This is a genomic window from Streptomyces sp. NBC_00986 (assembly GCF_045162565.1).
Taxonomy (GTDB): Bacteria; Actinomycetota; Actinomycetes; order Streptomycetales; family Streptomycetaceae; genus Streptomyces.
In genome coordinates this window covers 7910514-7934932 of sequence record NZ_CP108733.1, presented here as the reverse complement: position 1 = coordinate 7934932, position 24419 = coordinate 7910514, and the positions used below count along the sequence as shown (strand labels likewise).

Below are 24419 nucleotides of genomic sequence, written 5' to 3'. Positions count from 1 at the left end.
CTTGCATGTCATGCGTCTGTAACCGGCAGTCCGCCAGCGGATCGAAAGTCAAAGCTCGGCAAGCGAACACCGTCGGATGTTTTCACTTCTTGAACGCGACGAGGCCCATCGGCGCGCTTTTTCGCTCACCTGAGCGGTTCTCGGCTCGCCTGTTTTCGATCGATGAACGATCAAGGGATGGCACGCAGTGCCACCCCTTGGAGAAGTGCAGCCGCGCAAGATCCGCTCACCTGAGCGCCACCCCTATCAAAGGTGGCGAGAATCACGCTTCCACAACTGCCCGGATTTCACCATCCGGACGAGCAGCGAGACGGAAACCCGAACGTCACATGCTCACGGATCCCACCTGCCCGCTGCCCTCACATGCCCAGCGCGAGCAACCGCTCCTCCACCCGCTCCGGCGCGTACAGGTGCTCCACGACCAGCGCCCCCGCCCCCACCAGCCCGGCCCGCTCACCGAGCCGTGAGGTCAGCACATGCAGATGAGCGGTGGAGCGCGGCAGCGCCCGCTGGTACAGCAGTTCCCGTACGCCCGTGAGGAAGGACGTGCCGGCCAGGTCTCCCGCGATCATCAGCACCCCGGGGTTGAGCAGGGTCACCACGGTCGCCAGCACGTCCCCGACCTGCCGTCCCGCCTCGCGGGCGAACGCGGCCGCTCCCGGATGCCCGGACGCCAGCAGGTCCCGCACATCCGAGCCGGACGCCGCCGGCACCCCGGTCTCGGCCAGCCGTCGCGCCACGGCGCCACCGCTCGCCACGGCGGCGAGACAGCCGTAGGACCCGCAACGGCACAGCGCCTGCGCGCCCGCCGGGACGCGGATGTGGCCGATGTCGCCGGCGCCGCCGTCGATCCCCCGGAAGATGGAGCCGCCGACGACCACTCCGGCGCCGATACCCGTCGACACCTTCACCAGGACGAAGGCCGAGCAGTCGGGGTGGCCGCTGCGCTGTTCGCCGTAGGCCATGAGGTTGGCGTCGTTGTCGACCAGGACCGGGACCCGGGGGGCGCCGGTGTGTTCGGTGAAGGCGCGGGCCAGGCGGCCTCTTATGTCGTAGCCGTCCCAGCCGGGCATGATCGGCGGCTGGACGACGCGGCCGGTCTCGCTGTCGACGGGCCCGGGGACGGCGAGACCGATCCCGCAGACCTCGGACGGCTGGTGTCCGGCCTTCTCCAGGAGTTCGGCGAACCAGCGGCCGAGTTCGCCGAGTACGGCGTCCGGGCCGTCCTCGATGACGAGCGTGCCGCCGTGCTCGGCGAGGATCTCGCCGGTGAGCGTGAGGACGCACGCGCGCGCGTGGCGGGTGTCCAGGTCCGCCGCGAGGACTACGGCGTGGGCGTCGTCGAATTCCAGGGTGATCGAGGGCCTGCCGCCCAGCGGGGAGTCCACGGGGCCGCCCGCGCCCTCGCGCAGCCAGCCCGCGCGGAAGAGCCGGTCCAGGCGCTGGCCGACGGTCGCGCGTGAGAGTCCGGTCACCTGCTGGAGGGCGCCGCGGGTCGTGGCGCGCCCGGTGCGTACCAGTTCGAGCAGATCGCCGGCGCTCGCCTGACCTCGTCCAGTCATGCGCACCCCCTTGTGTTTCTCAACCCTGCATTACATATTGAGTTTTGCGTGTTAAATAGACGTAACCCTACGGTAGCCATGACCGAACCGGTCGGCACGATGTGTTTCGTGGAGTCCCGAGTGGATCGCACTGCCCAGCTCACAGCCCTCCCCGTGGAACGCACCTTCGTATACGATCCGCCACCCTTGTCAGGTTCGCTGCACCTCAGGGCGGCTGCCGTACTGGAAGGGAACTGGACGGGTACCTCAACCGTCCCCTCCCGCGGTCTGTATCCGCACCAGTGGTCCTGGGACTCCGCGTTCATCGCGATCGGTCTGCGGCACCTCTCGCCGCTGCGGGCACAGACGGAGCTGGAGACGCTGCTCGCCGCCCAGTGGGGCGACGGACGTATCCCGCACATCGTCTTCAACCCCTCCGTACCGCTCGACGCGTACTTCCCGAGCCCCGACTTCTGGCGCTCCTCGACCGCGGGACGCACCGCGGGCGCCCCGCGCACCGTACAGACCTCGGGCATCGTGCAGCCACCGGTCCACGCGCTCGCCGCGTGGCTCGTGCACTGCGCCGATCCGGGCCTCTCCCGCGCGCGTGGCTTCCTCGCCGGTGTCTACCCCCGGCTGGCCGCCTGGCACCGCTATCTGCTGCACCGGCGGGACCTGGGCGGGGGCGGCCTCGCGTCCGTCGTACATCCCTGGGAACAGGGTATGGACAACAGCCCTTGCTGGGACGCCCCGTTGGGCCGGATCACGCCGGCCCCGGCCCGTTCCTTCCGCCGCGCCGACCTCGACCACGGGGCCGCCGAGGACCGGCCGACGGATCTGGACTACGGCCGTTACGTGCGCCTCGCGACGGACTACCGGGACGGCGAATACGCCGACGGGGCAAGCGAGTTCGCGGTGGAGGACCCGTCCTTCAACGCCCTGCTCATCGCCTCCGAGCACGCACTGGCCCGTATCGCACGGGAGTTGGGCGCGACGGGCACGGCCCGGCACGCGCGCGCGGAGCGCCTCACCGGAGTGCTGATCGAGCGGCTGTGGGACCCGGCGGAGGGGATGTTCTTCTGCCGCGACGTGCGCGGCGAGACGCAGGATGCGGGACACCGGCACCTCACCGGCGCCCTGATCCCCGAGCGCAGCGTCTCCGGGCTCATCCCGCTGCTCCTCCCCGACCTGCCCCAGCACATCGTCACCGCCCTCGTCCGCACGGCGTCCGGCCCGCACTTCGGACTCGGCGACACCACCCAACTCCCGCCCAGCTACGACCTGTTGGGCGAGGCGTTCGACCCGCACCGGTACTGGCGCGGCCCGGCCTGGTTCAACACGAGCTGGCTGCTGGAGCGCGGCCTGCGGCTGCACGGCGAGCGGACACGGGCGGAGGACCTGCGCACGGCGGTCCTGGAGACGGCCGCCGCCACCGACTTCGCCGAGTACGTCGACCCGTACGACGGCGAGGCGTGCGGCGCGACCGGCTTCAGCTGGACCGCCGCGCTGACCCTCGATCTGCTTCACGAGCCCCCTGGGCACGGCGTGTCCGCCGCGGGACTCGGCACGTTCGACATGAGTGACACACGTGACTGACACGGACGTCAGTGACACCGAAGTCAAGGGCGCCAAGAGAGTCAAGGGAGGGGACCGGGGATGACGGACCGGCATCATCTGCTCGTGCACGGCGGGACGTTCGCAGCCGTGGGCGACGGCGGGGACATCAGCGGCGTACGGGGCGGCAGTTCCCCGGACGGGTTATTCGTACGGGACGCCCGGCACCTGAGCCGCTGGCAGTTGACGGTCGACGGCGCGGTGCCCGAGGCGCTGACGCCGGTGGCCGACGGGGACATGGCGCGCTGCGTCCTCGTCCCGCGCGGCGGCCGCCAGGAACCGCCCGCACACACGCTCTTCCGTGAACAGGCCGTCGGCGACGGCGCGTTCGTCGAATCGCTGAAGGTGACCAGCAACCGTCCGGTGCCGACGACGGTCCGGCTCGCGGTCACCGCGGACGCGGACTTCACGGACCAGTTCGAACTCCGCTCCGACTACCGCACGTACGCGAAGATCGGCGCCACCCGCTCCCGCCAAGTCCTGGAGGACGGCGTGGAGTTCGCCTACCAGCGCGGCGAATGGCGGTCCTGTACGACGGTCACGGCCGAGCCCGCTCCCGACGGTGTCGAGGAGACCGGCACCGGCGCCCGCCGCATGGTGTGGACCCTGGACCTCGAACCGCACGGCACCGCCGAGTTGGCGCTCCGCGTGATGGCCCGCCCGCACGGCGACAAGCGCGCCCTGCGGGTACCGCGCTCACCGTCCGCCCTGAACGACCAACTCATCGCGCTGGAGGGCGAGTACGTCCAGGGCGTCTCCTTCCCCACCGGCTGGCCGGAGCTGGCCGCCGCCTGCGCCCGGGGCCTGTCGGACCTGGCCTCGCTCCAGGTCCGAGCGACGGGTCCGGACGGCGAGGAGCTGCGCGTACCGGCGGCGGGGGCACCCTGGTTCCTGACCCTGCTGGGCAGAGACGCACTTCTGACGTCGTTGTTCGCCCTCCCGTACCGCCCCCAACTCGCCGCCGCCACACTGCCGGCGCTCGCCGCGACGCAGGCGACGGCGGTGGGCCCGGAGTCGGTCTCCCAGCCCGGCAAGATCGTGCACGAGGTGCGGCACGGCGAGTTGGCGCACTTCGGGCAGGTGCCGTACGGGCGTTACTACGGCTCGGTCGACGCGACCCCGCTGTTCCTGGTGCTGCTCGGCGCGTACGTGGAGCAGACCGGCGACACGGCCCTGGCCCGGCGCCTGGAGCCCAACGCCCGTGCCGCGATCGGCTGGATGCTGGACCACGGCGGCCTGACGTCCCGCGGTTACCTGGTCTACCGCGCGGACCAGGGCGGCCTGGCCAACCAGAACTGGAAGGACTCCCCCGGCGCGATCTGCGGCGCCGACGGCACGCGGGCGAGCGGTCCGGTGATGGCGGCGGGGGCGCAGGGTTACGCGTACGACGCGCTGCGCCGCACGGCGTGGGTGGCGCGGACGGTGTGGGAGGACGAGACGTACGCGGCCCTCCTGGAACAGGCCGCGTCCGACCTCCGGGACCGTTTCCAGCGGGACTTCTGGATGCGGGAGCACTCCTTCCCGGCGCTGGCACTGGACGGCGAGGGCCGCCAGGTCGACGCGCTGGCGTCGGACGCGGGCCACCTGCTCTGGTCCGGCCTGCTGGACAAGGAGTACGGCGAGCTGGTCGGCCGCAGGCTCCTCGCCCCGGACTTCTTCTCGGGCTGGGGAGTCCGCACCCTCGCCTCCGGCCAGGCGGCGTACCACCCCCTGTCGTACCACCGGGGTTCGGTCTGGCCCCACGACAACGCGCTGATCACGCTGGGCCTGGCCCGCTACGGCCTGCACGACGAGGCCCGCACGGTCGCGCACGCGCTGGTCGACGCGGCGACGGCGACCGGCCACCGCCTCCCGGAGGTCCTCGCGGGCTACGGCCGCGACACCCACCCGGAGCCGGTTCCGTACCCGCACGCGTGCGTACGGGAGTCCCGTTCGGCGGCGGCTCCGTTGGCGCTGCTCACGGCGGTCGGGGGCGCGTGACACAACGGTGATAAGGCGTTTGCCGGGTGTTTGCCCAGTTCCGTGAACAGGGGCCCGAGGCAACTCGTACGGAAGAGCGGCGGTCCTGCCTCCCCAGTTCGGACCGCCACTCCACTCCGATCACGGGCCTCGCACGGAAGGACCTTCGGGTTGCCTCAGCACACGAGCACACGCCAGACACCGAATACGGCCGGGGCAGCCGATGGCGAGGTACTGCCGCCGGACACGAACGACGAACCTACGTCGGCGCCCTCCGGCGCGATAACAACGCCGGAGGCCTCCGACAGCGCCGCCGACACTGAGTCCAAGTCCGAGGCAGGCGCGGGGAGTTCCGCAGCCAGCGAGGGTGAGGCCGAGGCTTCCGCAGGCGGTGCGGGGCGGGAGGCCAAGGCCGGCTCTCCCCCAGTCGCCGCGAGCGAAGGCAAGACACCGACCAACGCTTCAACGGGCACCGGCAGCAAGGCCAAGGCCGGAACCTCCCCCGCTGCCGGGAGCAAGGCGGAGCGTCCCGCGGACACGGACACGGAGACCGACCTTCCGGCAGACGCCGAGACACGGGCCAACCTCTCGGCGGACGCCGACGGCAAGACCAAGGCCAGAACTTCCACGGCCGCCGAGACAAAGGCCGCCCGCCTCGCGAGCGTCAAGAACAAGGCCAGCCCTTCTACCGGCACCGCGACCAAGGCCGGATCCCCCGCGGGCACCAACACCGAGACCGACGCTGCCGCCACCGGCGAGAACAAGACGGGTTCCGTTACGGGCGCCAAGACCGAAGCCGGAGCTTCTACCACCGCCAACACCGAGACCGGTTCACCTGCCGGCACCGCGACCAAGGCCGGATCCCCCGCGGGCGCCAACACCGAGACCGACGCTGCCGCCGCCGACGAGACCGAGACCGGTTCCATTACGGGCGCCAAGACCGAAGCCGGAGCTTCTACCACCGCCAACACCGAGACCGGTTCACCTGGCGGCACCACGACCAAGGCCGGATCCCCCGCGGGCACCAACACCGAGACCGGTTCCGTTGCGGGCGTCGCGACCAAAGCCGGCTCCCCTGCAAGCGCCGAGTCCGAAGCGGCCGCTTCTCCCGCCGCCAAGGCCGAGCAAGCCGAGGCCACCTCCCCCGAACTGGCCGTAGAAGAGCCGTCCGGGACTACGGCGGAAGCCGCGTCCGAAACCGTGTCCGCCGGGACCCCCGACACCGCCTCCGGCGCCGTGAAGGCCGGGACAGCCGAGGACACCGACGACACCGCCCCCGAAGCTCTCGACTCCGAGGCCGCCGAGAAGGCCACCACGACCACCCCCTCCGCCGAAGCTGAACCCGACGCCTCAGCCACCGGCACGGACGTGGACGCGGACACCTCAACCGAATCCGTCGCAGCCACCGGCACCGGCTCCGAGGACGCCGCCCTCGACGCCCCCGACCCCACCACCCCCCGCCCCAAGCGCCCCGGCCCCCGCTCCTGGAGCAGCCGCCTAGGCCTCCGGCGCCGTATGCAGGCCTGGCGGGAGAAGCACCCGGTAGCCGCGCTCACCCTCTCCTGGGTGGTCACCTTCCTCGCTGCCGTGCTGGTCTACATCTGCCTCGAAATGCCCAACACGCTGGGGCAGTTGAGGCTGATGGAGTTCGCGCGGATACCGGCCGAGGCGATCATGGCGGCGGTGATTCTGCTGAGTCTGCCGCGGCGGGCGCGGATCATCGTGGCCGCGGGGTTCGGCGCTCTCGTCGGGGCCATCGCCGTGTTGAACATGTTCGACATGGGGTTCAACGAATACCTGGGCCGGCACTTCAACATCATCCTGGACTGGAGCCTGTTCGGGGACGCCCGCGGGTATCTGAAGGACACGTTCGGCGGGACGGCCACCCAGGTCATCACGGTCGGTCTCATCGCCCTCATCGTCGCGCTGATCGTCCTCGTCGCGCTGGCGATGGTCCGGCTCAGCAACGTCCTGGTCGCCTACAAGGCCATCGCGACCAAGGGCACCCTGATCGCCGGCACGGTGTGGATCACCCTCACCGCGTTCGCGCTGGAGTTCCACGGCATCCCGCTCGCCGCCGACCACACCGCCGGCGTCATCAAGTACCAGGTACGCGCGGTGCAGGAAACCCTGCGCGACGAGGCCGAGTTCAAGAAGGTCGCCAAGGTCGACGCCTTCGGCAACACCCCCGGCAGCCAGCTCGTCCCGGACCTCCGCGGCAAGGACATGATCTTCACCTTCATCGAGAGCTACGGCCGTAGCGCGATCGAGGACCCGATCATGGCGCCCGGTGTCGACTCGACCCTCGCCGCCGACACCAAGGCCCTCTCGAAGGCGGGCTTCGCCGCGAAGAGCGGCTGGCTGACGTCGGCGACGTACGGCGGCAGCAGCTGGCTCGGCCACTCCACCACCATGTCGGGCCTGTGGGTCAGCAACCAGCAGCGCTACCGCACGGTGATGGCCAGCGACCACCTCAGCCTGACCGACGCCTTCAAGAAGACCGGCGACTACGACACCGTCGGCGTGATGCCGGGCATCCAGAAGGGCTGGCCGGAGCAGAGTTTCTACGGCCTCGACAAGGTCTACAACGCCTTCCAACTCGGCTACCAGGGACCGAAGTTCAGCTGGTCGACGATGCCCGACCAGTACGCGCTGGAGCAGTTCCAGAAGCAGGTGCACAGCAAGCCCCGCACCGACGGCAAGTCGCTGATGTCCCTGCTGATCCTGACCTCCAGCCACCAGCCCTGGGCACCGATTCCGAAGCTCGTCCCCTGGGACCAGCTGGGCAACGGTTCGATCTTCGACTCGATCGAGAAGGCCGGCAACAAGGCGTCCAGCGTCATCGCCGACACCACCAAGTCCCGCCAGGAGTACGGCAAGTCGATCCAGTACTCGGTGAACTCCCTCACCCAGTGGCTGGAGCGCTACGGCAACGACAACACCGTGCTCGTCTTCCTCGGCGACCACCAGCCGATCGCCCGCGTCAGCGGCAATCACGCCAGCCGTGACGTCCCGATCTCGATCGTCGCCAAGGACCCCAAGGTCCTTGAGAAGATCGACAGTTGGAACTGGAGCGACGGCCTGCGCCCCGCGCACAACGCCCCGGTGTGGAAGATGAGCGACTTCCGCGACAAGTTCCTCACGGCGTACGGCTCGACGCCCCACCCGAAGAAGAACTGAGCAGCAGCAGAAGAACTGAGCAGCCGCCCAAGGGAGTTCAGCCTCCGGACGTGTCCAGTTCCGCGTCCTCGCTGATCCCCGCGCAGTCGTACGGGTCCTTCAGCCAACCGTCCGGCAACACAACCCTGTTGTTGCCGGACGTACGGCCGCGGGGCCCGTCCGCGCCCACCGGCCAGGGCTGGTCGAGGTCCAACTCGTCAAGACCGGACCGGAGTTCCTCCAGCGACGACGTGATCGCGAGCCGCTTGCGCATCTCGCTCCCGACCGCGAAGCCCTTCAGGTACCAGGCGACGTGCTTACGGAAGTCGATGACCCCCCGCGCCTCGTCCCCGATCCACTCCCCCAACAGCGTCGCGTGCCGCACCATGACGTCGGCGACCTCGCGCAACGACGGTTCCAGGACGTCCTGTTGACGCCCCTCGAACGCGGCCACGAGGTCGGCGAACAGCCACGGACGTCCAAGACACCCGCGCCCGACCACCACCCCGTCACACCCGGTCTCCCGCACCATCCGCAGCGCGTCCTGCGCCGACCAGATGTCGCCGTTGCCGAGCACGGGGATCTCCGGCACATGCTCCTTCAGGCGCGCGATCGCGTCCCAGTCCGCCGTACCGCCGTAGTGCTGGGCGGCGGTACGGCCGTGCAGCGCGATGGACGTGACGCCCTCCTCGACAGCGATGCGGCCGGCATCGAGGAACGTGATGTGGTCGTCGTCGATGCCCTTGCGCATCTTCATCGTGACGGGCAGGTCACCGGCCCCGCTGACGGCCTCCTTCAGGATCGCCCGCAGCAGGTTCCGCTTGTACGGCAGCGCGGAGCCGCCACCCTTGCGGGTCACCTTCGGCACCGGGCAGCCGAAGTTGAGGTCGATGTGGTCGGCGAGCCCCTCCTCCGCGATCATGCGGACGGCCTTGCCGACGGTCGCCGGGTCCACGCCGTACAACTGGATCGAACGCGGCGTCTCGGTCGCGTCGAAACGGATCAGCTGCATGGTCTTGTCGTTGCGCTCGACCAGCGCCCGGGTCGTGATCATCTCGCTGACGAACAGGCCCTTGCCGCCGCTGAACTCCCTGCACAGGGTGCGGAAGGGCGCGTTCGTGATCCCGGCCATGGGGGCCAGGACGACGGGCGGCGAGACGGTGTGCGGACCGATCTGCAGGGGCGACACAACCGGGGAGACGGGCGAGGACACGGGCGTGGACATTGCTCCATTGTCCCGTACGGCGCCGGGTGCCCGGGCCCGAGGACCGTGTAACGGTAATTAGTTAGCCGCACTATCGAGTTTGGCGTACGATGGTGCGCATGCCCGAGCTCAGCCACCGCCGCCGACAGCTGGTGCTCGCGATCTGCTGCATGAGTCTGCTGATCGTGAGCCTGGACGTGACCATCCTGAACGTCGCACTGCCCGCGATGCAGACCGATCTGCACGCCTCGACCTCCGGTCTGCAGTGGACGATCGACGCGTACACCCTGGTCCTGGCCTCCCTGCTGATGCTGGCGGGTTCCACGGCCGACCGGATCGGCCGCAAGCGGGTCTTCGTCGTCGGCCTGGTGGTCTTCAGCCTCGGCTCACTGCTCTGCTCCGTCGCGCCCGATCTGGACGCGCTGATCTGGTTCCGCATGATCCAGGCGGTCGGCGGCTCGATGCTCAACCCGGTCGCCATGTCGATCATCACCAACACCTTCACCGAGCCGCGTGAGCGCGCCCGGGCGATCGGTGTGTGGGGTGCGGTCGTCGGTATATCGATGGCCGCCGGTCCGCTGATCGGCGGGCTGCTCGTGGACTCGGTCGGCTGGCGCTCGATCTTCTGGATCAACCTGCCGGTGGGCCTGGCCGCGCTGTTGCTCACGCTGAAGTTCATCCCCGAGTCCCGCGCGCCCAAGGCCCGCCGTGCCGACCCGGTCGGCCAGCTCATGGTGATCGCCCTGTTCGGCTCCCTGACGTACGCGATCATCGAGGCGCCGAGCTCCGGGTTCACCTCGATCCTGCCCTTCGCGATCCTCGCGCTGGCCGCGCTCGTCGCACTGCTCTGGTACGAGCCTCGGCGCGACGAACCTCTCATCGACCTGCGCTTCTTCCGGTCGGCGCCGTTCAGTGGGGCGACGGTGATCGCCATCAGCGCGTTCTCGGCACTGGGGGGCTTCCTGTTCCTGTCCACGCTGTATCTGCAGAACGTGGTCGGTCTTGACGCGCTGCACGCCGGGCTGTGGATGCTGCCGATGGCTGTGCCTACGTTCCTGTGCGCGCCGATCTCCGGGCGGCTGGTCGGTAGTCATGGGCCGCGAATATCCCTGCTGATCGCGGGGACGGCGATGACGGCCAGCGCGGTGATGTTCGCGGGGTTCGAGGCGGAGACGTCGGGCGTCTCGCGGTTCATCGGGTACGCGCTGTTCGGGATCGGGTTCGGGTTTGTGAACGCGCCGATCACCAACACCGCGGTGTCCGGGATGCCGCGGGCTCAGGCGGGGGTTGCGGCGGCTGTTGCTTCCACGAGTCGGCAGTTGGGGCAGACGCTCGGGGTTGCGGTTGTCGGGGCGGTGTTGGCTTCCGGGATCGGGGCGTCGTCGTACAAGGAGACGTTTGTTTCTGCTGCTCGGCCCGGGTGGTGGATCTTGGTGGTGTGCGGGTTGGCTGTGCTGGTGCTCGGGGCGGTCACCAGTGGGGCTTGGGCTCGGCGGACTGCTGAACGTACGGCTGAGAAGTTGTCGTCTGTTGAGGTGCGCGAAGCGGCGGGGATCAGCGCGTAGTTTTGCGGGTGCGGGTCCGTTGTGGCTGGTCGCGCCCACGCGGCGGTAGCCGCAAATCAGATACGGCCCCGCGCCCCTAAAAGCAAAACCCTCACATGGCCTGCGCTATGGCGTGCAGCTTCTCCAAGCGCTCCCTCGACTCCTCGTCCGCCGGCGCATACGTCACCATCCTCGGGCCCCTCGCCGGGCCCAGCCACAGGTCGGTGTGGTCGACGGTGATGCGGCCCACGTGGGTGTTGCGGAACTCCTTGCGGCGGGGGCTGGCGCCCATGACCTCGTGGCGGTCCCAGACCTCGCAGAACTCGGGGGACGTGCGCAGGCGCTTGAGGAGGGTCTTCCAGGTGGGGTCGGCGAGGTGGTCGGCCATCGAGCCGCGGAAGCGGGCGGCCATGAGGCGCTGGGTCTTCTCCAGGTGCACGATCGACGAGCGCCACTCCTCGTGCGTGTAGGAGAGGATCATGCAGTTGCGGTCCTCGGGCGGTACCGCGTCCAGGTCGCAGAGCAGCATCCCGTAGGTGCGGTTGTAGGCGAGGATGTCGTACCTGCTGTTCTGCAGACAGGCCGGGATCGGGTCCAGCTGGTCCAGCATCGCCTGCAGGGCGGGCGTGACGACCGCGCAGCTCGTGGCCGGCTGCGGGTCGATCGCACCGGCCAGCTGGAAGAGGTGGGCGCGTTCGCTGCTGTCCAGGAACAGGGTGCGGGCGAGGGCGTCGAGGACCTGTACCGAGACCTGGATGTCCCGCGCCTGTTCGAGCCACGTGTACCAGGTGACCCCGACCGCGGCGAGCTGCGCGACCTCCTCGCGGCGCAGGCCGGGGGTACGGCGCCGAGTACCGCGCGGGAGGCCGACCTGCTCGGGGGCGATGTGCTCCCGGCGGTGGCGCAGGAACGCGGCGAGTTCATGGCGCCGGACCGTCGACGCGGTCTGCGGAGCACCCGCGGCCTCGGCCGTCGCCTCTGTCACCGTCTCCTGTGCCATCGTCGTCATCACCCCAGTCTGCCGCTGTACGGAGCCTGTTTCCAGGTAGTCCTTCTACCAGGATAAGGACACTCTGGTACCAGTCTCCCGGAAGGCGCACGCTCGTCAGCGTGACCGAAACCATCGCTTCCCGCACCGTCAGATCCCCGGCGGCGGCACCCGTGCTCAGCGGCCTCGGACTGTTCACGGTGCTGCTGGCCGCGGCGCTGCCCCTCATCGACTTCTTCATCGTGAACGTGGCCCTGCCGACCATCGGCAAGGACCTCTCGGCGAGCGAGGCCGTCCTCGAACTCGTCGTCGCCGGCTACGGAGTCTCGTACGCCGTGCTGCTCGTCCTCGGCGGCAGGCTCGGCGACCTGTTCGGCCGCCGTCGGCTGTTCCTGGGCGGGATGGCCGCCTTCGGTGTGACCTCGCTGGCGTGCGGGCTCGCGCCCACCGCGTGGACGCTGGTCGCCGCGCGGATCGCGCAGGGCGCGGCGTCCGCGGCGATGCTCCCGCAGGTCCTCGCCACCATCCAGTCCGCGACCCAGGGCCCGCGCCGCGCCAAGGCGATGGGCCTGTACGGCGCGACCGCCGGCCTCGCCATGGTCGCGGGCCAGATCCTCGGCGGGGTCCTGGTGGCCGCCGACATCGCCGGTACCGGCTGGCGCGCGGTGTTCCTGGTGAACGTGCCGGTCGTCGTCATCGGACTGTTCCTGGCCGCCAAGGTCGTACCGGAGACGCGTTCGCAGCACCCTGAGCCGGTGGACGTGCCCGGTACCTTCCTGCTCGGCGCGTCCCTGCTGGCGCTGCTCGTGCCGCTGACCGAGGGCCGGGCGGCGGGCTGGCCGCTGTGGACGTGGCTGTCGCTGGCCGCGTTCCCGGGGCTCGCGTCGGCGTTCTACGCGGTGGAGCGCAGGGCTGACCGGCAGGGCCGTACGCCGCTGGTGCCGCCGAGTCTGCTGGCCCTGACCTCGCTGCGGCGCGGGCTGGTGATGATCGTGCCGTTCGCGATCGGCTTCAGCGGGTTCATGTTCGTGATCGCGGTGGCGTTGCAGAGCGGTGCGGGTCTCGGCCCGGTCGCGGCGGGCCTCGCGCTCGTCCCGCTGGCGGTGACCTTCTTCCTCGCCTCGCTCGCAGGGCCGCGGCTGGTGAACCGGTACGGCACGCGGGTCGTGACCGCCGGTTCGGTCATCCAGGCGGTGGGCCTCGGGCTGATCGTGCTGGCCGTGTGGCGCTCCTGGCCGCACCTCGGCTTCGTCGAACTGCTCCCCGGCGCGGCGGTCGCCGGTGCCGGTCAGGCGCTCCAACTCCCCATCATCTTCCGGATCATCCTGTCCGAGGTGCCGACCGCCCGTGCCGGTGTGGGCGCCGGCGTCATGGTCACCACCCAGCAGTCCGCACTGGCACTGGGCGTGGCCACGCTCGGCACCCTCTTCCTCTCCCTGGTCCCGGGGATGGGCATGCGGGACGCCCTGGCGACAACGCTGTTGGCGCAGCTGGCCGGGGTCGTGCTGACCGGGCTGCTCAGCCTGCGGCTGCCGCGCACCATCGGGTGACAAACCGGACGACGTGCGGACCACGTGCCGTACGGCACCCGGGATGTCATGCTCACAGCTTGGACAACTCGGCGTGAATTGAGCCCTGTTGATGTTGGTCTTGCTGCACACTCCTTGCCGGAGACTCCTGAACGGAGGCGAGGCGCATGTTGCAGATCAACACGAGCAAAGTGAGCCGCTGGGACCAGCACGGGCGGGAACATGTCGTCCGCGTGCAGCGCAAGGGCGCGCAGCGCACGATCGTGTGCGACACCTGCGGCTGGAAGAAGAACGCGCAGTTCCTGCCCTGGCTGAAGGCGGAGGAGCATCTGGCTGAGGAGCACCAGGCGACGGTGGACCCGACCGCCGACTGACCGGGGAGCGATGAGTTCGCGGGGCGAGGAGAGTCGTATCCGATACGACTCCCCGGACCGGAAGGCCGACCGATGAGCTCTCTCCACGACACCCTGCGGCGACGCGTCGACGACGGCACCGTGCCGGGGGCGGTGGGCCTGGTGGCGCGCGGCGACGACGTCGAGGTGGTCGCCGTCGGCTCCGTCGACGTCGAAGGCACCGCCCCGATGGCCCGCGACTCGATCTTCCGGATCGCCTCGGTCAGCAAGCCGGTCACGGCGGCGGCGGTGCTGGCGCTGGTGGAGGACGGGCGGCTCGCGCTGGACGCCCCGGTGGCGGAGTGGCTGCCGGAGCTGGCGAAGCCGACGGTGGTCCGCACACCCTCCTCGCCGGTCGAGGACGTCGTGCCCGCGGACCGCCCCGTCACCGTCGAGGACCTGCTGAGCTTCCGGGCCGGCTGGGGCTTCCCGGACGACTTCTCCCTGCCGGCCGTCCAGGCGCTGCTCGCGTTCCAGCAGGACGGCCGCGCGCCCTACCTCCAGCCGGGACCCGACGAGTGGCTCGCCGCGCTGTCCCGTATCCCGATGGTGGGCCAGCCGGGCGCCGCGTGGCTCTACAACACCTGCTCGGACCTCCAGGGCGTCCTGGTCGCGCGCGCCTCGGGCTCGTCGTTCCCCGACTTCCTGGCGGAGCGGTTCTTCGGGCCGCTGGGCATGACGGACACGGCGTTCGCGGTGCCGGAGTCGAAGCGGGCCCGCTTCACCACCGCCTACACCCCGGGCGAGCACGGCACCCTGGAGCAGGCCGACACCCCGGACGGCGGCTTCAGCCGTCCCCCCGCCTTCCCCTCGGGCGCCGGCGGCCTGGTCTCGACGGCCGACGACCTCCTGGCCTTCGGCCGCATGCTCGCGAACGCCGGCGCGGCACCGGACGGCACCCCGGTCCTCTCCCCCACCTCGGTGAGCCGCATGACCACCAACCACCTCACCGCCGCCCAGCGCGAGGCCGCCACCCTCTTCCTGGAGGGCCAGGGCTGGGGCTACGGCGGCCAGGTCGACGTCGCTCCGGTCGACCCGTGGAACGTCCCCGGCCGCTACGGCTGGGTCGGCGGCACCGGCACGACGGCCCACGTGGTCCCGCCCACAGGCACGGTGACGGTACTGCTGACCCAGGTGGCGATGACGAACCCGGTACCGCCAGCGCTGATGCGGGAGTTCTGGGGGTGCGCGGCAATCGGTTAGACCCAGGCGACCGAGCGGAGGGCAACGGACGGACGAGCGGCCCGACGACGGCACAGGAACCGGTACGAGTCCGAACTCCGGGCATCACATGGGGTGTTGCGTGGCCCCGGTCTCCGGCGGTCCGGGTGACCCGCACGTCGACCTCGCGGCCGTGATCGTCGCCGCGCTGTCCCTGGCAGCACCACCGACCAACCACCTCCGCCACGGCAACGCCCGGAACGTGGAACCCGGCGCCGGACGTTGGTATTCACGATCGGCCCGGGGCAGCGGCTCCAGCAGCGCGGCTAGCTCCGCAGCCCGCGCACCAGCAGCTCCACCAGTGCCTCGAACTCCGCGTCCGCGCCCGGCTTCCGCCACTCCCGCGCGTAGGACGGGTCGTGGAAGCAGTTGGCGCCCTGGAAGACGGCACGGGCGGCGACGGCCGGGTCGGCGGCCTTGAAGACACCGCTCTCGACGCCCGCGCCGACGATCGCGGTGAGCTGGCCGATGAGTTCGTCGAGGTGCGCGCCGACCATCTCGCCCGCCTCCTTGACGAGAACCATGTACGCGGCGAACATTTCCGGATCGTCGCCCGCCTTCCGGCGCTTGGCGTCGAAGAGGCCCGCCAGCCAGTCACGGAGGCGGGCCTCTGGATCGCGGTCCTCGGCCGTGAGGCGGGACAGTCCCTCCGACGTACGGTCGAGCCAGCGCTTGGCGACCGCCTCACGCAGCGCCGCCTTCGTGCGGAAGTGCCGGTAGATGGTGCCATGGCTGACGCCGAGCGCGCGGGCCACGTCCACCACGGTGGCCTTGGCCGGGCCGTGGCGGCGCAGCACCTCCTCGGTCGCTTCGAGGATGCGCTCGGCGGTCAGGGTCTCGCTCGGTGCCATGACGAAGACCGTACCCGCAGGCCGGATCAGTGCTCGCTGTCGAGGTGCGCCATCATCGCCGACGGGTAGCGGTCGCCCACCGCCGAGTCCGCCGGTACGGCCGCCTCGATCGCCGCCAGGTCCGCCGCGTCCAGGACGACGTCCAGCGCGCCCAGCGACTCCGCGAGCCGCTCCCGGGTGCGCGCGCCGACCAGCGGCACGATGTCCTCGCCCCGCGACAGCACCCAGGCGATGGCGAGCTGGGCGACGGAGACGCCCTTCTGCTCGGCGAGCTTCCGCAGCTGCTCGACCAGGGTCAGGTTGTGCTGGAGGTTCTCGCCCTGGAACCGCGGCGAGTGCGCCCGGAAGTCGCTCGCCCCGAGCTGCCGGTCGGGCGTGAAGTGCCCGGAGATCAGCCCGCGCGACAGCACGCCGTACGCCGTGACGGAGATCCCCAGCTCCCGGGTGACCGGCAGGATCCGGTCCTCGATGCCGCGCGTGATCAGCGCGTACTCCAGCTGCACGTCCGCGATCGGCGCGGTGGCCGCGGCCCGGCGGATCGTGTCGGCGCCGACCTCACTGAGGCCGATGTGCCGGACGTACCCCTGCTCGACGAGTTCGGCTATCGCGCCGATGGTCTCCTCGATCGGTACGTCGTGGTCGACCCGGGCGATCCGGTACACGTCGATGTGGTCGACGCCGAGGCGTTGGAGGGAGTAGGCGGCGAAGTTCTTCACGGCGGCGGGCCTGCCGTCGTAGCCGAACCAGCTGCCGTCCGGACCGCGCAGCGCCCCGAACTTCACGCTGGTGAGCGCCTGTTCGCGGCGGGCGGCGGGGGCGGTGCGCAGGGCCTCGCCGATCAGCAGCTCGTTGTGGCCCATGGCGTAGAAGTCGCCGGTGTCGAGGAGCGTCACGCCCGCTTCGAGGGCCGCGTGGATGGTGGCGATGGACTCGGTGCGGTCCGCGTCGCCGTACAGCGCGGACATGCCCATGCAGCCGAGGCCGAGGGCGGAGACCTGGGGGCCGGTGGTTCCGAGAGTGCGCGTGGGGATCGTCATGCATGCCACCTTGGCATGACAGATGACAGATTTCAATATCTGTCATTCCATACTTGTCAGCGCGGTCGGCCGGTACGGACCTCTTGACGAAAGGTCTGGACCACGCGCACTGTCATGCCTACGACACCTCACCGCACCCCCACCGGGAGGCCCGTATGCTCCGCCGCGCCCTGCGCCTGCTCGCCGCCGCCCTGACGACGGCCTGTCTCGCCCAACTCCCCGTCGCCGGGGCCGCGTCCGCGGCCGACACCTGCGCCGTGAAGTCCCGCCCCGCCGGCAAGGTCCTCCAGGGCTACTGGGAGAACTGGGACGGCTCCTCCAACGGCGTTCATCCGCCCTTCGGTTGGACCCCGATCACCAACTCCGCGATCGCCACCCACGGCTACAACGTGATCAACGCGGCCTTCCCGGTGATCCGTTCAGACGGCACCGCCCTCTGGGAGGACGGCATGGACGCCGGTGTGAAGGTGGCCACGCCCGCCGAGATGTGCGCGGCGAAGGCCTCCGGCCAGACGATCCTGATGTCGATCGGCGGCGCGGCCGCGGGCATCGACCTCAGCTCGTCCACGGTCGCCGACAAGTTCGTCTCGACGATCGTGCCGATCCTGAAGAAGTACAACTTCGACGGCATCGACATCGACATCGAGACGGGCCTGGTCGGCAGCGGAAACATCGGCCAACTCTCCACGTCCCAGGCCAACTTGATCCGCATCATCGACGGCATCCTCGCCCAGATGCCCTCCAACTTCGGCCTGACGATGGCCCCGGAGACGGCATACGTCACCGGCGGCAGCATCACGTACGGCTCGATCTGGGGCGCGTATCTCCCGATCGTGAAGAAGTACGCGGACAACGGCCGCCTGTGGTGGCTCAACATGCAGTACTACAACGGCAGCATGTACGGCTGCTCCGGCGACTCGTACTCGGCCGGCACGGTCGCGGGCTTCACCGCCCAGACCGACTGCCTCAACAAGGGCCTGGTCGTGCAGGGTACGACGATCAAGGTGCCGTACGACAAGCAAGTACCGGGCCTGCCCGCCCAGTCGGGCGCGGGCGGCGGCTACATGTCACCGTCCCTGGTCTCCCAGGCGTGGAAGCACTACGGCACGAGCCTCAAGGGCCTGATGACCTGGTCCATCAACTGGGACGGCTCGAAGAACTGGACGTTCGGCGACAACGTGAAGTCCCTGCAAGGGCGTTGAGAGCAGCGCACAAAAAAACTGCGGGCGGGCTGATCAACTCAGCCCGCCCGCAGTCCCGTTCAGACCCTACGCGCCGACGAGACGCGCAGCCAGGTAGCCCTCGATCTGGTCGAGGGACACCCGCTCCTGCTTCATCGAGTCGCGCTCGCGCACCGTCACCGCGTTGTCCTCGAGCGTGTCGAAGTCGACCGTCACGCAGAACGGCGTGCCGATCTCGTCCTGACGGCGGTAGCGGCGGCCGATCGCACCCGCGTCGTCGAACTCGATGTTCCAGTTCTGACGCAGCGCGGCGGCAAGGCCCTTGGCCTTCGGGGACAGCTCGGGGTTGCGGGACAGCGGGAGCACCGCGACCTTCACCGGGGCGAGGCGGTGGTCGAGGCGCAGCACCGTGCGCTTCTCCAACTTGCCCTTGGCGTTGGGCGCTTCGTCCTCGACGTACGCGTCCAGCAGGAACGCCAGCATCGCGCGGCCGACACCGGCCGCGGGCTCGATGACGTACGGCGTCCAGCGCTCGCCGGCCTCCTGGTCGAAGAAGAACAGGTCCTGGCCGGAAGCCTTGGAGTGGGCGTTCAGGTCGTAGTCGGTGCGGTTGGCGACACCCTCCAGCTCGCCCCACTCGTTGCCGCCGAACTGGAAGCGGTACTCGATGTCAGCGGTGCGCTTGGAGTAGTGGGAGAGCTTCTCCTTGGGGTGGTCGTACCACCGCATGTTCTCCTCGCGCAGGCCCAGGCCGGTGTACCAGTTCCAGCGCTGCTCCATCCAGTACTCCTGCCACTTCTCGTCCTCGCCCGGCTTGACGAAGAACTCCATCTCCATCTGCTCGAACTCGCGGGTCCGGAAGATGAAGTTGCCGGGCGTGATCTCGTTGCGGAAGGACTTGCCCATCTGCGCGATGCCGAACGGCGGCTTCTTGCGCGAAGTGGTCTGCACCTGGCCGAAGTTGGTGAAGATGCCCTGAGCGGTCTCGGGGCGCAGATAGGCGACGGAGCCGGTGTCCTGCGTCGGGCCCAGGTGGGTGGAGAGCAGGCCCGAGAACTCCTTGGGCTCGGTGAACTGGCCCTTGTTGCCGCAGTTGGGGCAGTTGATGTCGGCGAGGCCCTTCTCGGGGGCGCGGCCGTGCTTGGCCTCGTACGCCTCCTCCAGGTGGTCCGCGCGGAACCGCTTGTGGCACGAGGTGCACTCGGTCAGCGGGTCCGAGAAAGTGGCGACATGGCCGGAGGCGACCCACACCTCGGGGGCCAGGATCACGGACGAGTCGATACCGACCACGTCCTCGCGCGACGTCACCATGTAGCGCCACCACTGGCGCTTCAGGTTCTCCTTGAGCTCGACACCCAGCGGCCCGTAGTCCCAGGCGGCGCGCTGGCCGCCGTAGATCTCACTACTGGGGAATACGAAGCCACGGCGCTTGCTCAGGCTGACGATGGTGTCGATCTTGTCGGCGGCCACGGTGCTCTCTTCATGACGAATGGACAGGCAGCGAATGCTTCAGGTTACCGGCGCCTCCCTCCCTCGTATCAAATCGGTTCCCTACCCAGGGCTTGTTGACAACGGTTTCCATGCCAGTTGAAAATGACTGTCATGAACGTACGACGACGCCACATATCCGGGATCGCCATAGCCGCGGCCACCACCCTCGGTCTCGGGACCCTCTCCGCCTGCTCCGACAGCGCGGCCGCGGCCAACACGGACAAGTTCGACGTCGTCGCGTCGTTCTACCCGCTGCAGTACCTCGCCGAGCAGATCGGCGGCAGTCACGTCCACGTCACCAGTCTGACCACGCCCGGCCAGGAACCGCACGACCTCGAGATCAGCGCGCAGCAGACCGCCGCGATCGGGAGGTCCGACGCGGTGCTCTACCTCAAGAACCTCCAGCCCTCCGTCGACGCGGTGGTGAGCCAGTCCGAGGTCAAGACGAAGATCGACGCCGCCTCCCTGACCACCGAGGAGAAGCACGGCAACGAGGTCGGCGGCCACGCGGCGACGCACGACACCTCGAAGAACGACGAACTGGCCGGCCTCGACCCCCACATCTGGCTCGACCCGGTGCGCTACGCCCAGGTCGCCGAGGGCGTCGGCAAGGCCTTCGAGAAGGCCGACCCGAAGAACGCGGCCGACTACAGGACGCGCACCGCGGCCCTGGTCAAGAGGCTGGACGCGCTCAACACGGAGTTCAGGACGGGCCTCGCGAACACCAGGACCAAGGTGTTCATCACCACACACGCCGCCTTCGGCTACCTCGCCGAGCGCTACGGCCTGACCGAGGAGGCCATCAACGGCCTGGACCCCGAGTCGGAGCCGAGTGCCAAGCGCGTGAAGGACCTTGAGAAGATGGCCAAGGCCGACGGCGTCACCACCGTGTTCTACGAGACGCTCGTCAGCGACAAGACCGCGAAGACCATCGCCGCCGACGCGAACCTGAAGACGGACGTCCTCGACCCGATCGAGGGCATCACCAAGAAGTCCCGCGGCACGGACTACTTCTCGGTCCAGCAGGCCAACCTCAAGGCCCTGCAGAAGGCCCTGGGAAGTAAATGACCACCCCGATGAACAGTGCGGAGGACGACTTGATGAGCGAGCCCGTCATATCGCTGCGCGGAGTCCGCGCCGAGCTGGGCTCGCGCCCCGTCCTGCGCGGCATCGACCTCACCGTGCGCCGCGGTGAGGTGGTCGCGCTGCTCGGCGCCAACGGCTCCGGCAAGTCGACCGCGATCCGCACGATCATCGGCCAAGTCCCGCTCAGCGGGGGCGAGATCGAGCTGTTCGGCACCTCGCGCCGCGCCTTCCGCGACTGGCGGCGCGTGGGGTACGTACCGCAGCGCACGACGGCGGGGGGCGGGGTGCCCGCGACGGTCACCGAGATCGTCGCGTCCGGCCGCCTCTCCCGCGCCCGCTTCGGACTGCTGCGCAAGGCGGACCACGAGGCCGTACGGCACGCCCTGGAGCTGGTCGGGATGGCGGACCGCGCCAAGGACTCCGTCGACGCGCTCTCCGGCGGCCAGCACCAGCGGGTGCTGATCGCCCGCGCGCTCGCCGCCGAACCCGAACTCCTCATCATGGACGAGCCGATGGCGGGCGTGGACCTGGCCAGCCAGAAGGTGCTGGCGGACACCCTGACCCGTCAAGTGGCCGAAGGCACAACGGTGTTGCTCGTCCTGCACGAACTCGGCCCGCTGGAACCGCTGATCGACCGCGCGGTCGTCCTGCGCGACGGCTGCGTCCAGCACGACGGTCCGCCCCCGCGCGCGCTCGGCCAGCACGCGCTGCCCGGCCACGACCACGTACACCCGCACTCGGCGGACGCCGAACCGATCCGCACGGGACTGCTGAGCTGATGGACATCCTCGACTACGCCTTCATGCAGCGGGCGCTCATCGCCGCCGTGCTCGTCGGCATCACCGCCCCCGCGATCGGCATCTACCTGGTCCAGCGCCGCCAGCCCCTCATGGGCGACGGCATCGGCCACGTCGCGATGACCGGCGTGGGCCTCGGCTTCCTGCTGAACGCCTCCCCGGTCTGGATGGCCACCGCCGTCTCCGTCCTCGGCTCGGTCCTCATGGAACTGATCCGCTGGTACGGCAAGACCCGCGGCGACATCGCCCTCGCGATGCTCTTCTACGGCGGTATGGCGGGCGGCGTGATGTTCGTCAACCTCGCGCCGGGCGGCTCGAACGCCAACCTGAGCTCGTACCTCTTCGGCTCGCTCTCGACGGTCTCGCCGTCCGACGTGACGGCGATCGGCATCCTGGCCGCCTTCGTGATCGTGGTCACGCTGGGGCTGCGGCGGCAGCTGTTCGCCGTGAACCACGACGAGGAGTTCGCCCGGGTCACCGGCCTGCCCGTGCGTGCCCTGAATCTGCTGACGGCGGTCACCGCGGCCGTCACGGTCACCGTCGCGATGCGGGTCGTGGGCCTGATCCTGGTGTCCGCGCTGATGGTGGTGCCGGTCGCCGCCGCGCAGCAGCTCACCCGCAGTTTCGGGGCGACCCTCGCGATCGCGGGCGTGATCGGGGTGACCGTGACGGTCAGCGGCACCGTCACCTCGTACTACCAGAACGTCCCGCCCGGTGCGACGATCGTGCTCCTGACGATCGCCGCGTTCATCGCCCTCACCGCGCTGGCGACTCCGCTGGCGAGGCGCCGGGCCCGGGCCGCGGCCGCCGCGCGACCGGCCGGGGACCCGGCGGAGTGCGCGATTCCGGCCACCCGGGGGGCCGCCGACGAGGTCGGCGTCTGACCACGCACAGCCCGGGCTGGCACAATGGCTCGGCAAAGTGCAGACGTGAGGAGGCAACGGTGACGACGGCCGGCCCGCCCGTAAAGGGACGCTCCACCCGCCAGCGTGCCGCCGTGTCGGCGGCGCTCAACGAGGTCGACGAGTTCCGCAGCGCCCAGGAACTCCACGACATGCTCAAGCACAAGGGTGACTCGGTCGGCCTGACCACGGTCTACCGCACCCTCCAGAACCTCGCCGACGCCGGCGAGGTCGACGTCCTGCGCACGGACGAGGGCGAGTCCGTGTACCGCCGCTGCTCCACGGGCGATCACCATCACCACCTGGTGTGCCGGGTCTGCGGCAAGGCGGTGGAGGTGGAGGGCCCGGCTGTGGAGAAGTGGGCTGAGGCGATCGCGGCGGAGCACGGGTACGTGAACGTGGCGCACACGGTGGAGATCTTCGGCACGTGCGCGGAGTGCGCGGCGGCCGCTGCTTAGGCCCTAGACGCGGGGCAGTTCGGTGTTCAGCAGGGCTCGTAGGCGGTCCACGTCCTGCGGGCTGTGTGCGCCCTGCTTGACGATCACCATCGCGCAGGCGCCGATCCTGTCCGGGCTGCGGAGTACGAAGCAGTGGTCCGTCTCGGCGTAACTGCCGTAGTTGGCCCAGGACATGCGCGAGTCCATGTGTGCGCTGACCGTCCGCACGCCCTCCTCGGCGACGGTCACCCGCATCACGCCGTGGTGCTCGTTGGCCCGCAGCAGTTGGCGGGCGGTCATGCCGGGCACCCCGAGCATCAGCAGCGGCCAGGCGATGAGCGCGATGCCGAAGGCGAAGTCGATGCCGTCGCCGCCCGCCAGGCCCGCGGTCAGCACGAGCACGCCCAGCACCATGACGGCCGCGTGGAAGACGGGGTGGTGGATGAACCCGGCCCGGCCGCGCCTGCGGAACAGCAGCCGGACGGCCTCGGTCATGTCCTCCAGCCGGATCTGGTACTCCAGCACCACTTCGCTCGCGCGTTGCTCGACGCTCTGTGCCTGCTCCATCACGGCCCCTCCCCGTTGCTGCGGTGACGAGCCGTGATAGTAACCCCGCAGTCTGACAGGGGTGTTACTCGTTTCCCCGCATCGCCTGCTCCATCGCGAGCAGCTTCTCGTTCGGCACGGCGCCGCCGAACCGCCGGTCCCGCTGGGCGAATTCGACGCACGCGCGCCACAGGTCACGGCGGTCGAAGTCCGGCCACAGCACGTCCTGGAAGACCATCTCGGCGTAAGCGCTCTGCCAGATCAGGTAGTTGGAGGTGCGCTGTTCGCCGCTGGGGCGCAGGAAGAGGTCGACCTCGGGCATGTCCGGGTAGTACATGTACTTGGCGAAGGTCTTCTCGTCGACCTTGGCCGGGTCGAGCCGGCCCGCCTTCACATCCTCGGCCAACGCCCTTGCCGCGTCGGCGATTTCGGCCCGGCCGCCGTAGTTCATGCAGAAGTACAGCGTGAGCGCGTCGTTGTTCTTCGTCTGCTCCTGCGCGATCTGGAGCTCCTTGGCGACCGACCGCCACAGCTTGGGCATACGGCCCACCCACCGCACCCGGATACCGAGTCCGTCGAGGGTGTCGCGGGTCTTGCGGATGAAGTCGCGGTTGAAGTTCATCAGGAAGCGCACCTCGTCGGGCGACCGCTTCCAGTTCTCGGTGGAGAAGGCGTACAGCGAGATCGCGCCGACACCCATCTCGACGCCACCCTGAAGCACGTCCAACACCCGCTCGGCGCCGACCTTGTGGCCCTCGGTGCGCGGCAGGCCCCGCTCCTTCGCCCACCGCCCGTTCCCGTCCATGACGATCGCCACGTGCTTCGGGATCAGCTCACCGGGCAGCTTCGGCGCGGTGGCCCCGGACGGGTGCGGCTCCGGCGCCGTGTACTCGCGCCGCTGGCGCCCCAGGATCCCGCGTACGGCCATGTGCTTCTCGTC

General features: G+C 69.8%; 20 protein-coding genes. 12 read left to right on the top strand and 8 right to left on the bottom strand.

Features of this window, described 5'->3' with window-relative positions; genetic code table 11:
* Positions 1-359: 359 nt before the first annotated feature.
* Positions 360-1562 carry an ROK family protein gene (locus OG504_RS35485; protein WP_405993447.1) on the bottom strand — a complete coding sequence of 401 codons (1203 nt, stop codon included), beginning with the start codon at positions 1560-1562 and terminating at the stop codon, positions 360-362.
* Positions 1563-1682: 120 nt separating this feature from the next.
* Here OG504_RS35485 and OG504_RS35480 point away from each other — a divergent pair, with 120 nt between their 5' ends.
* The 3 genes from OG504_RS35480 to OG504_RS35470 all read left to right on the top strand — a co-directional run bounded on the left by OG504_RS35480 (position 1683) and on the right by OG504_RS35470 (position 8294).
* Entirely contained in the window at positions 1683-3137 is a 1455-nt protein-coding gene (locus OG504_RS35480; RefSeq protein ID WP_405993446.1) for an MGH1-like glycoside hydrolase domain-containing protein, read from the top strand.
* Between the two features lie 60 nt (positions 3138-3197).
* Positions 3198-5135 (top strand): glycogen debranching N-terminal domain-containing protein, encoded by a 1938-nt coding sequence (locus OG504_RS35475; RefSeq protein WP_405993445.1) that lies wholly within the window; start codon positions 3198-3200, stop codon positions 5133-5135.
* Positions 5136-6629: 1494 nt separating this feature from the next.
* Positions 6630-8294 carry a sulfatase-like hydrolase/transferase gene (locus OG504_RS35470; protein WP_405996518.1) on the top strand — a complete coding sequence of 555 codons (1665 nt, stop codon included), beginning with the start codon at positions 6630-6632 and terminating at the stop codon, positions 8292-8294.
* Positions 8295-8331: 37 nt separating this feature from the next.
* On the opposite strand, the gene dusB is transcribed toward OG504_RS35470, so the two are convergent.
* Positions 8332-9498, bottom strand: a complete 1167-nt coding sequence (gene dusB / locus OG504_RS35465) for a tRNA dihydrouridine synthase DusB (RefSeq protein WP_405993444.1) — start codon at positions 9496-9498, stop codon at positions 8332-8334.
* A 98-nt stretch (positions 9499-9596) separates the two neighbouring features.
* On the opposite strand from dusB, the gene OG504_RS35460 reads away from it, so the two are divergent.
* Positions 9597-11042, top strand: coding sequence for an MFS transporter (locus OG504_RS35460; protein ID WP_405993443.1), 1446 nt, complete (start codon positions 9597-9599; stop codon positions 11040-11042).
* Between the two features lie 91 nt (positions 11043-11133).
* Here the strand turns inward: OG504_RS35460 and OG504_RS35455 are convergent, their stop codons facing one another.
* Positions 11134-12030, bottom strand: a complete 897-nt coding sequence (locus tag OG504_RS35455; protein WP_405993442.1) for a helix-turn-helix transcriptional regulator — start codon at positions 12028-12030, stop codon at positions 11134-11136.
* Positions 12031-12131: 101 nt separating this feature from the next.
* Here OG504_RS35455 and OG504_RS35450 point away from each other — a divergent pair, with 101 nt between their 5' ends.
* The 3 genes from OG504_RS35450 (at position 12132) to OG504_RS35440 (ending at position 15133) form a co-directional block, all read left to right on the top strand.
* Entirely contained in the window at positions 12132-13559 is a 1428-nt protein-coding gene (locus OG504_RS35450; protein ID WP_405993441.1) for an MFS transporter, read from the top strand.
* A gap of 146 nt (positions 13560-13705) precedes the next feature.
* Entirely contained in the window at positions 13706-13912 is a 207-nt protein-coding gene (locus tag OG504_RS35445; RefSeq protein ID WP_327404235.1) for a hypothetical protein, read from the top strand.
* Positions 13913-13984: 72 nt separating this feature from the next.
* On the top strand, positions 13985-15133 hold the full coding sequence (locus OG504_RS35440) for a serine hydrolase domain-containing protein (protein WP_405993440.1): 1149 nt from the start codon (positions 13985-13987) through the stop codon (positions 15131-15133).
* A 284-nt stretch (positions 15134-15417) separates the two neighbouring features.
* On the opposite strand, the gene OG504_RS35435 is transcribed toward OG504_RS35440, so the two are convergent.
* Together OG504_RS35435 and OG504_RS35430 are read right to left on the bottom strand one after the other, a co-directional pair.
* Positions 15418-16002, bottom strand: a complete 585-nt coding sequence (locus tag OG504_RS35435; protein ID WP_405993439.1) for a TetR/AcrR family transcriptional regulator — start codon at positions 16000-16002, stop codon at positions 15418-15420.
* A gap of 26 nt (positions 16003-16028) precedes the next feature.
* Positions 16029-17039 (bottom strand): aldo/keto reductase, encoded by a 1011-nt coding sequence (locus OG504_RS35430; protein ID WP_405993438.1) that lies wholly within the window; start codon positions 17037-17039, stop codon positions 16029-16031.
* A gap of 155 nt (positions 17040-17194) precedes the next feature.
* Between OG504_RS35430 and OG504_RS35425 the strand changes: the two genes are divergently transcribed.
* Positions 17195-18241, top strand: a complete 1047-nt coding sequence (locus OG504_RS35425; RefSeq protein WP_405993437.1) for a chitinase — start codon at positions 17195-17197, stop codon at positions 18239-18241.
* Positions 18242-18307: 66 nt separating this feature from the next.
* Here OG504_RS35425 and OG504_RS35420 read toward each other — a convergent pair whose 3' ends face one another.
* Positions 18308-19690 (bottom strand): glycine--tRNA ligase, encoded by a 1383-nt coding sequence (locus OG504_RS35420; RefSeq protein ID WP_405993436.1) that lies wholly within the window; start codon positions 19688-19690, stop codon positions 18308-18310.
* A 132-nt stretch (positions 19691-19822) separates the two neighbouring features.
* On the opposite strand from OG504_RS35420, the gene OG504_RS35415 reads away from it, so the two are divergent.
* From OG504_RS35415 to OG504_RS35400, 4 genes are read left to right on the top strand one after another with little or no spacing between them, the layout of a single operon-like run.
* Positions 19823-20779: a metal ABC transporter substrate-binding protein gene (locus OG504_RS35415; RefSeq protein ID WP_405993435.1), complete on the top strand. Its 957-nt coding sequence runs from the start codon at positions 19823-19825 to the stop codon at positions 20777-20779.
* A gap of 29 nt (positions 20780-20808) precedes the next feature.
* Positions 20809-21576: a metal ABC transporter ATP-binding protein gene (locus OG504_RS35410; RefSeq protein WP_405996517.1), complete on the top strand. Its 768-nt coding sequence runs from the start codon at positions 20809-20811 to the stop codon at positions 21574-21576.
* Entirely contained in the window at positions 21576-22478 is a 903-nt protein-coding gene (locus OG504_RS35405; protein WP_405993434.1) for a metal ABC transporter permease, read from the top strand. Before OG504_RS35410 ends, OG504_RS35405 begins: the two co-directional genes overlap by 1 nt.
* Before the next feature lie 59 nt (positions 22479-22537).
* On the top strand, positions 22538-22954 hold the full coding sequence (locus OG504_RS35400; protein ID WP_405993433.1) for a Fur family transcriptional regulator: 417 nt from the start codon (positions 22538-22540) through the stop codon (positions 22952-22954).
* Between the two features lie 3 nt (positions 22955-22957).
* On the opposite strand, the gene OG504_RS35395 is transcribed toward OG504_RS35400, so the two are convergent.
* Positions 22958-23500 (bottom strand): YcxB family protein, encoded by a 543-nt coding sequence (locus OG504_RS35395; protein ID WP_405993432.1) that lies wholly within the window; start codon positions 23498-23500, stop codon positions 22958-22960.
* Positions 23501-23564: 64 nt separating this feature from the next.
* Complete coding sequence (locus OG504_RS35390; RefSeq protein ID WP_405993431.1) at positions 23565-24407, bottom strand: isoprenyl transferase; 843 nt, start codon at positions 24405-24407, stop codon at positions 23565-23567.
* Between the last annotated feature and the right edge of the window lie 12 nt (positions 24408-24419).

Coding starts and splice junctions, on each gene's coding strand:
- OG504_RS35440 (WP_405993440.1), top strand. CDS start 13,985: ATGAGCTCTCTCCACGACACCCTGCGGCGACGCGTCGACGACGGCACC.
- OG504_RS35435 (WP_405993439.1), bottom strand. CDS start 16,002: ATGGCACCGAGCGAGACCCTGACCGCCGAGCGCATCCTCGAAGCGACC.
- OG504_RS35475 (WP_405993445.1), top strand. CDS start 3,198: ATGACGGACCGGCATCATCTGCTCGTGCACGGCGGGACGTTCGCAGCC.
- OG504_RS35445 (WP_327404235.1), top strand. CDS start 13,706: ATGTTGCAGATCAACACGAGCAAAGTGAGCCGCTGGGACCAGCACGGG.
- OG504_RS35460 (WP_405993443.1), top strand. CDS start 9,597: ATGCCCGAGCTCAGCCACCGCCGCCGACAGCTGGTGCTCGCGATCTGC.
- OG504_RS35425 (WP_405993437.1), top strand. CDS start 17,195: ATGCTCCGCCGCGCCCTGCGCCTGCTCGCCGCCGCCCTGACGACGGCC.
- OG504_RS35405 (WP_405993434.1), top strand. CDS start 21,576: ATGGACATCCTCGACTACGCCTTCATGCAGCGGGCGCTCATCGCCGCC.
- OG504_RS35485 (WP_405993447.1), bottom strand. CDS start 1,562: ATGACTGGACGAGGTCAGGCGAGCGCCGGCGATCTGCTCGAACTGGTA.
- OG504_RS35415 (WP_405993435.1), top strand. CDS start 19,823: ATGAACGTACGACGACGCCACATATCCGGGATCGCCATAGCCGCGGCC.
- OG504_RS35390 (WP_405993431.1), bottom strand. CDS start 24,407: ATGGCCGTACGCGGGATCCTGGGGCGCCAGCGGCGCGAGTACACGGCG.
- OG504_RS35470 (WP_405996518.1), top strand. CDS start 6,630: ATGCAGGCCTGGCGGGAGAAGCACCCGGTAGCCGCGCTCACCCTCTCC.
- OG504_RS35430 (WP_405993438.1), bottom strand. CDS start 17,039: ATGACGATCCCCACGCGCACTCTCGGAACCACCGGCCCCCAGGTCTCC.
- OG504_RS35455 (WP_405993442.1), bottom strand. CDS start 12,030: ATGACGACGATGGCACAGGAGACGGTGACAGAGGCGACGGCCGAGGCC.
- OG504_RS35395 (WP_405993432.1), bottom strand. CDS start 23,500: ATGGAGCAGGCACAGAGCGTCGAGCAACGCGCGAGCGAAGTGGTGCTG.
- dusB (WP_405993444.1), bottom strand. CDS start 9,498: ATGTCCACGCCCGTGTCCTCGCCCGTCTCCCCGGTTGTGTCGCCCCTG.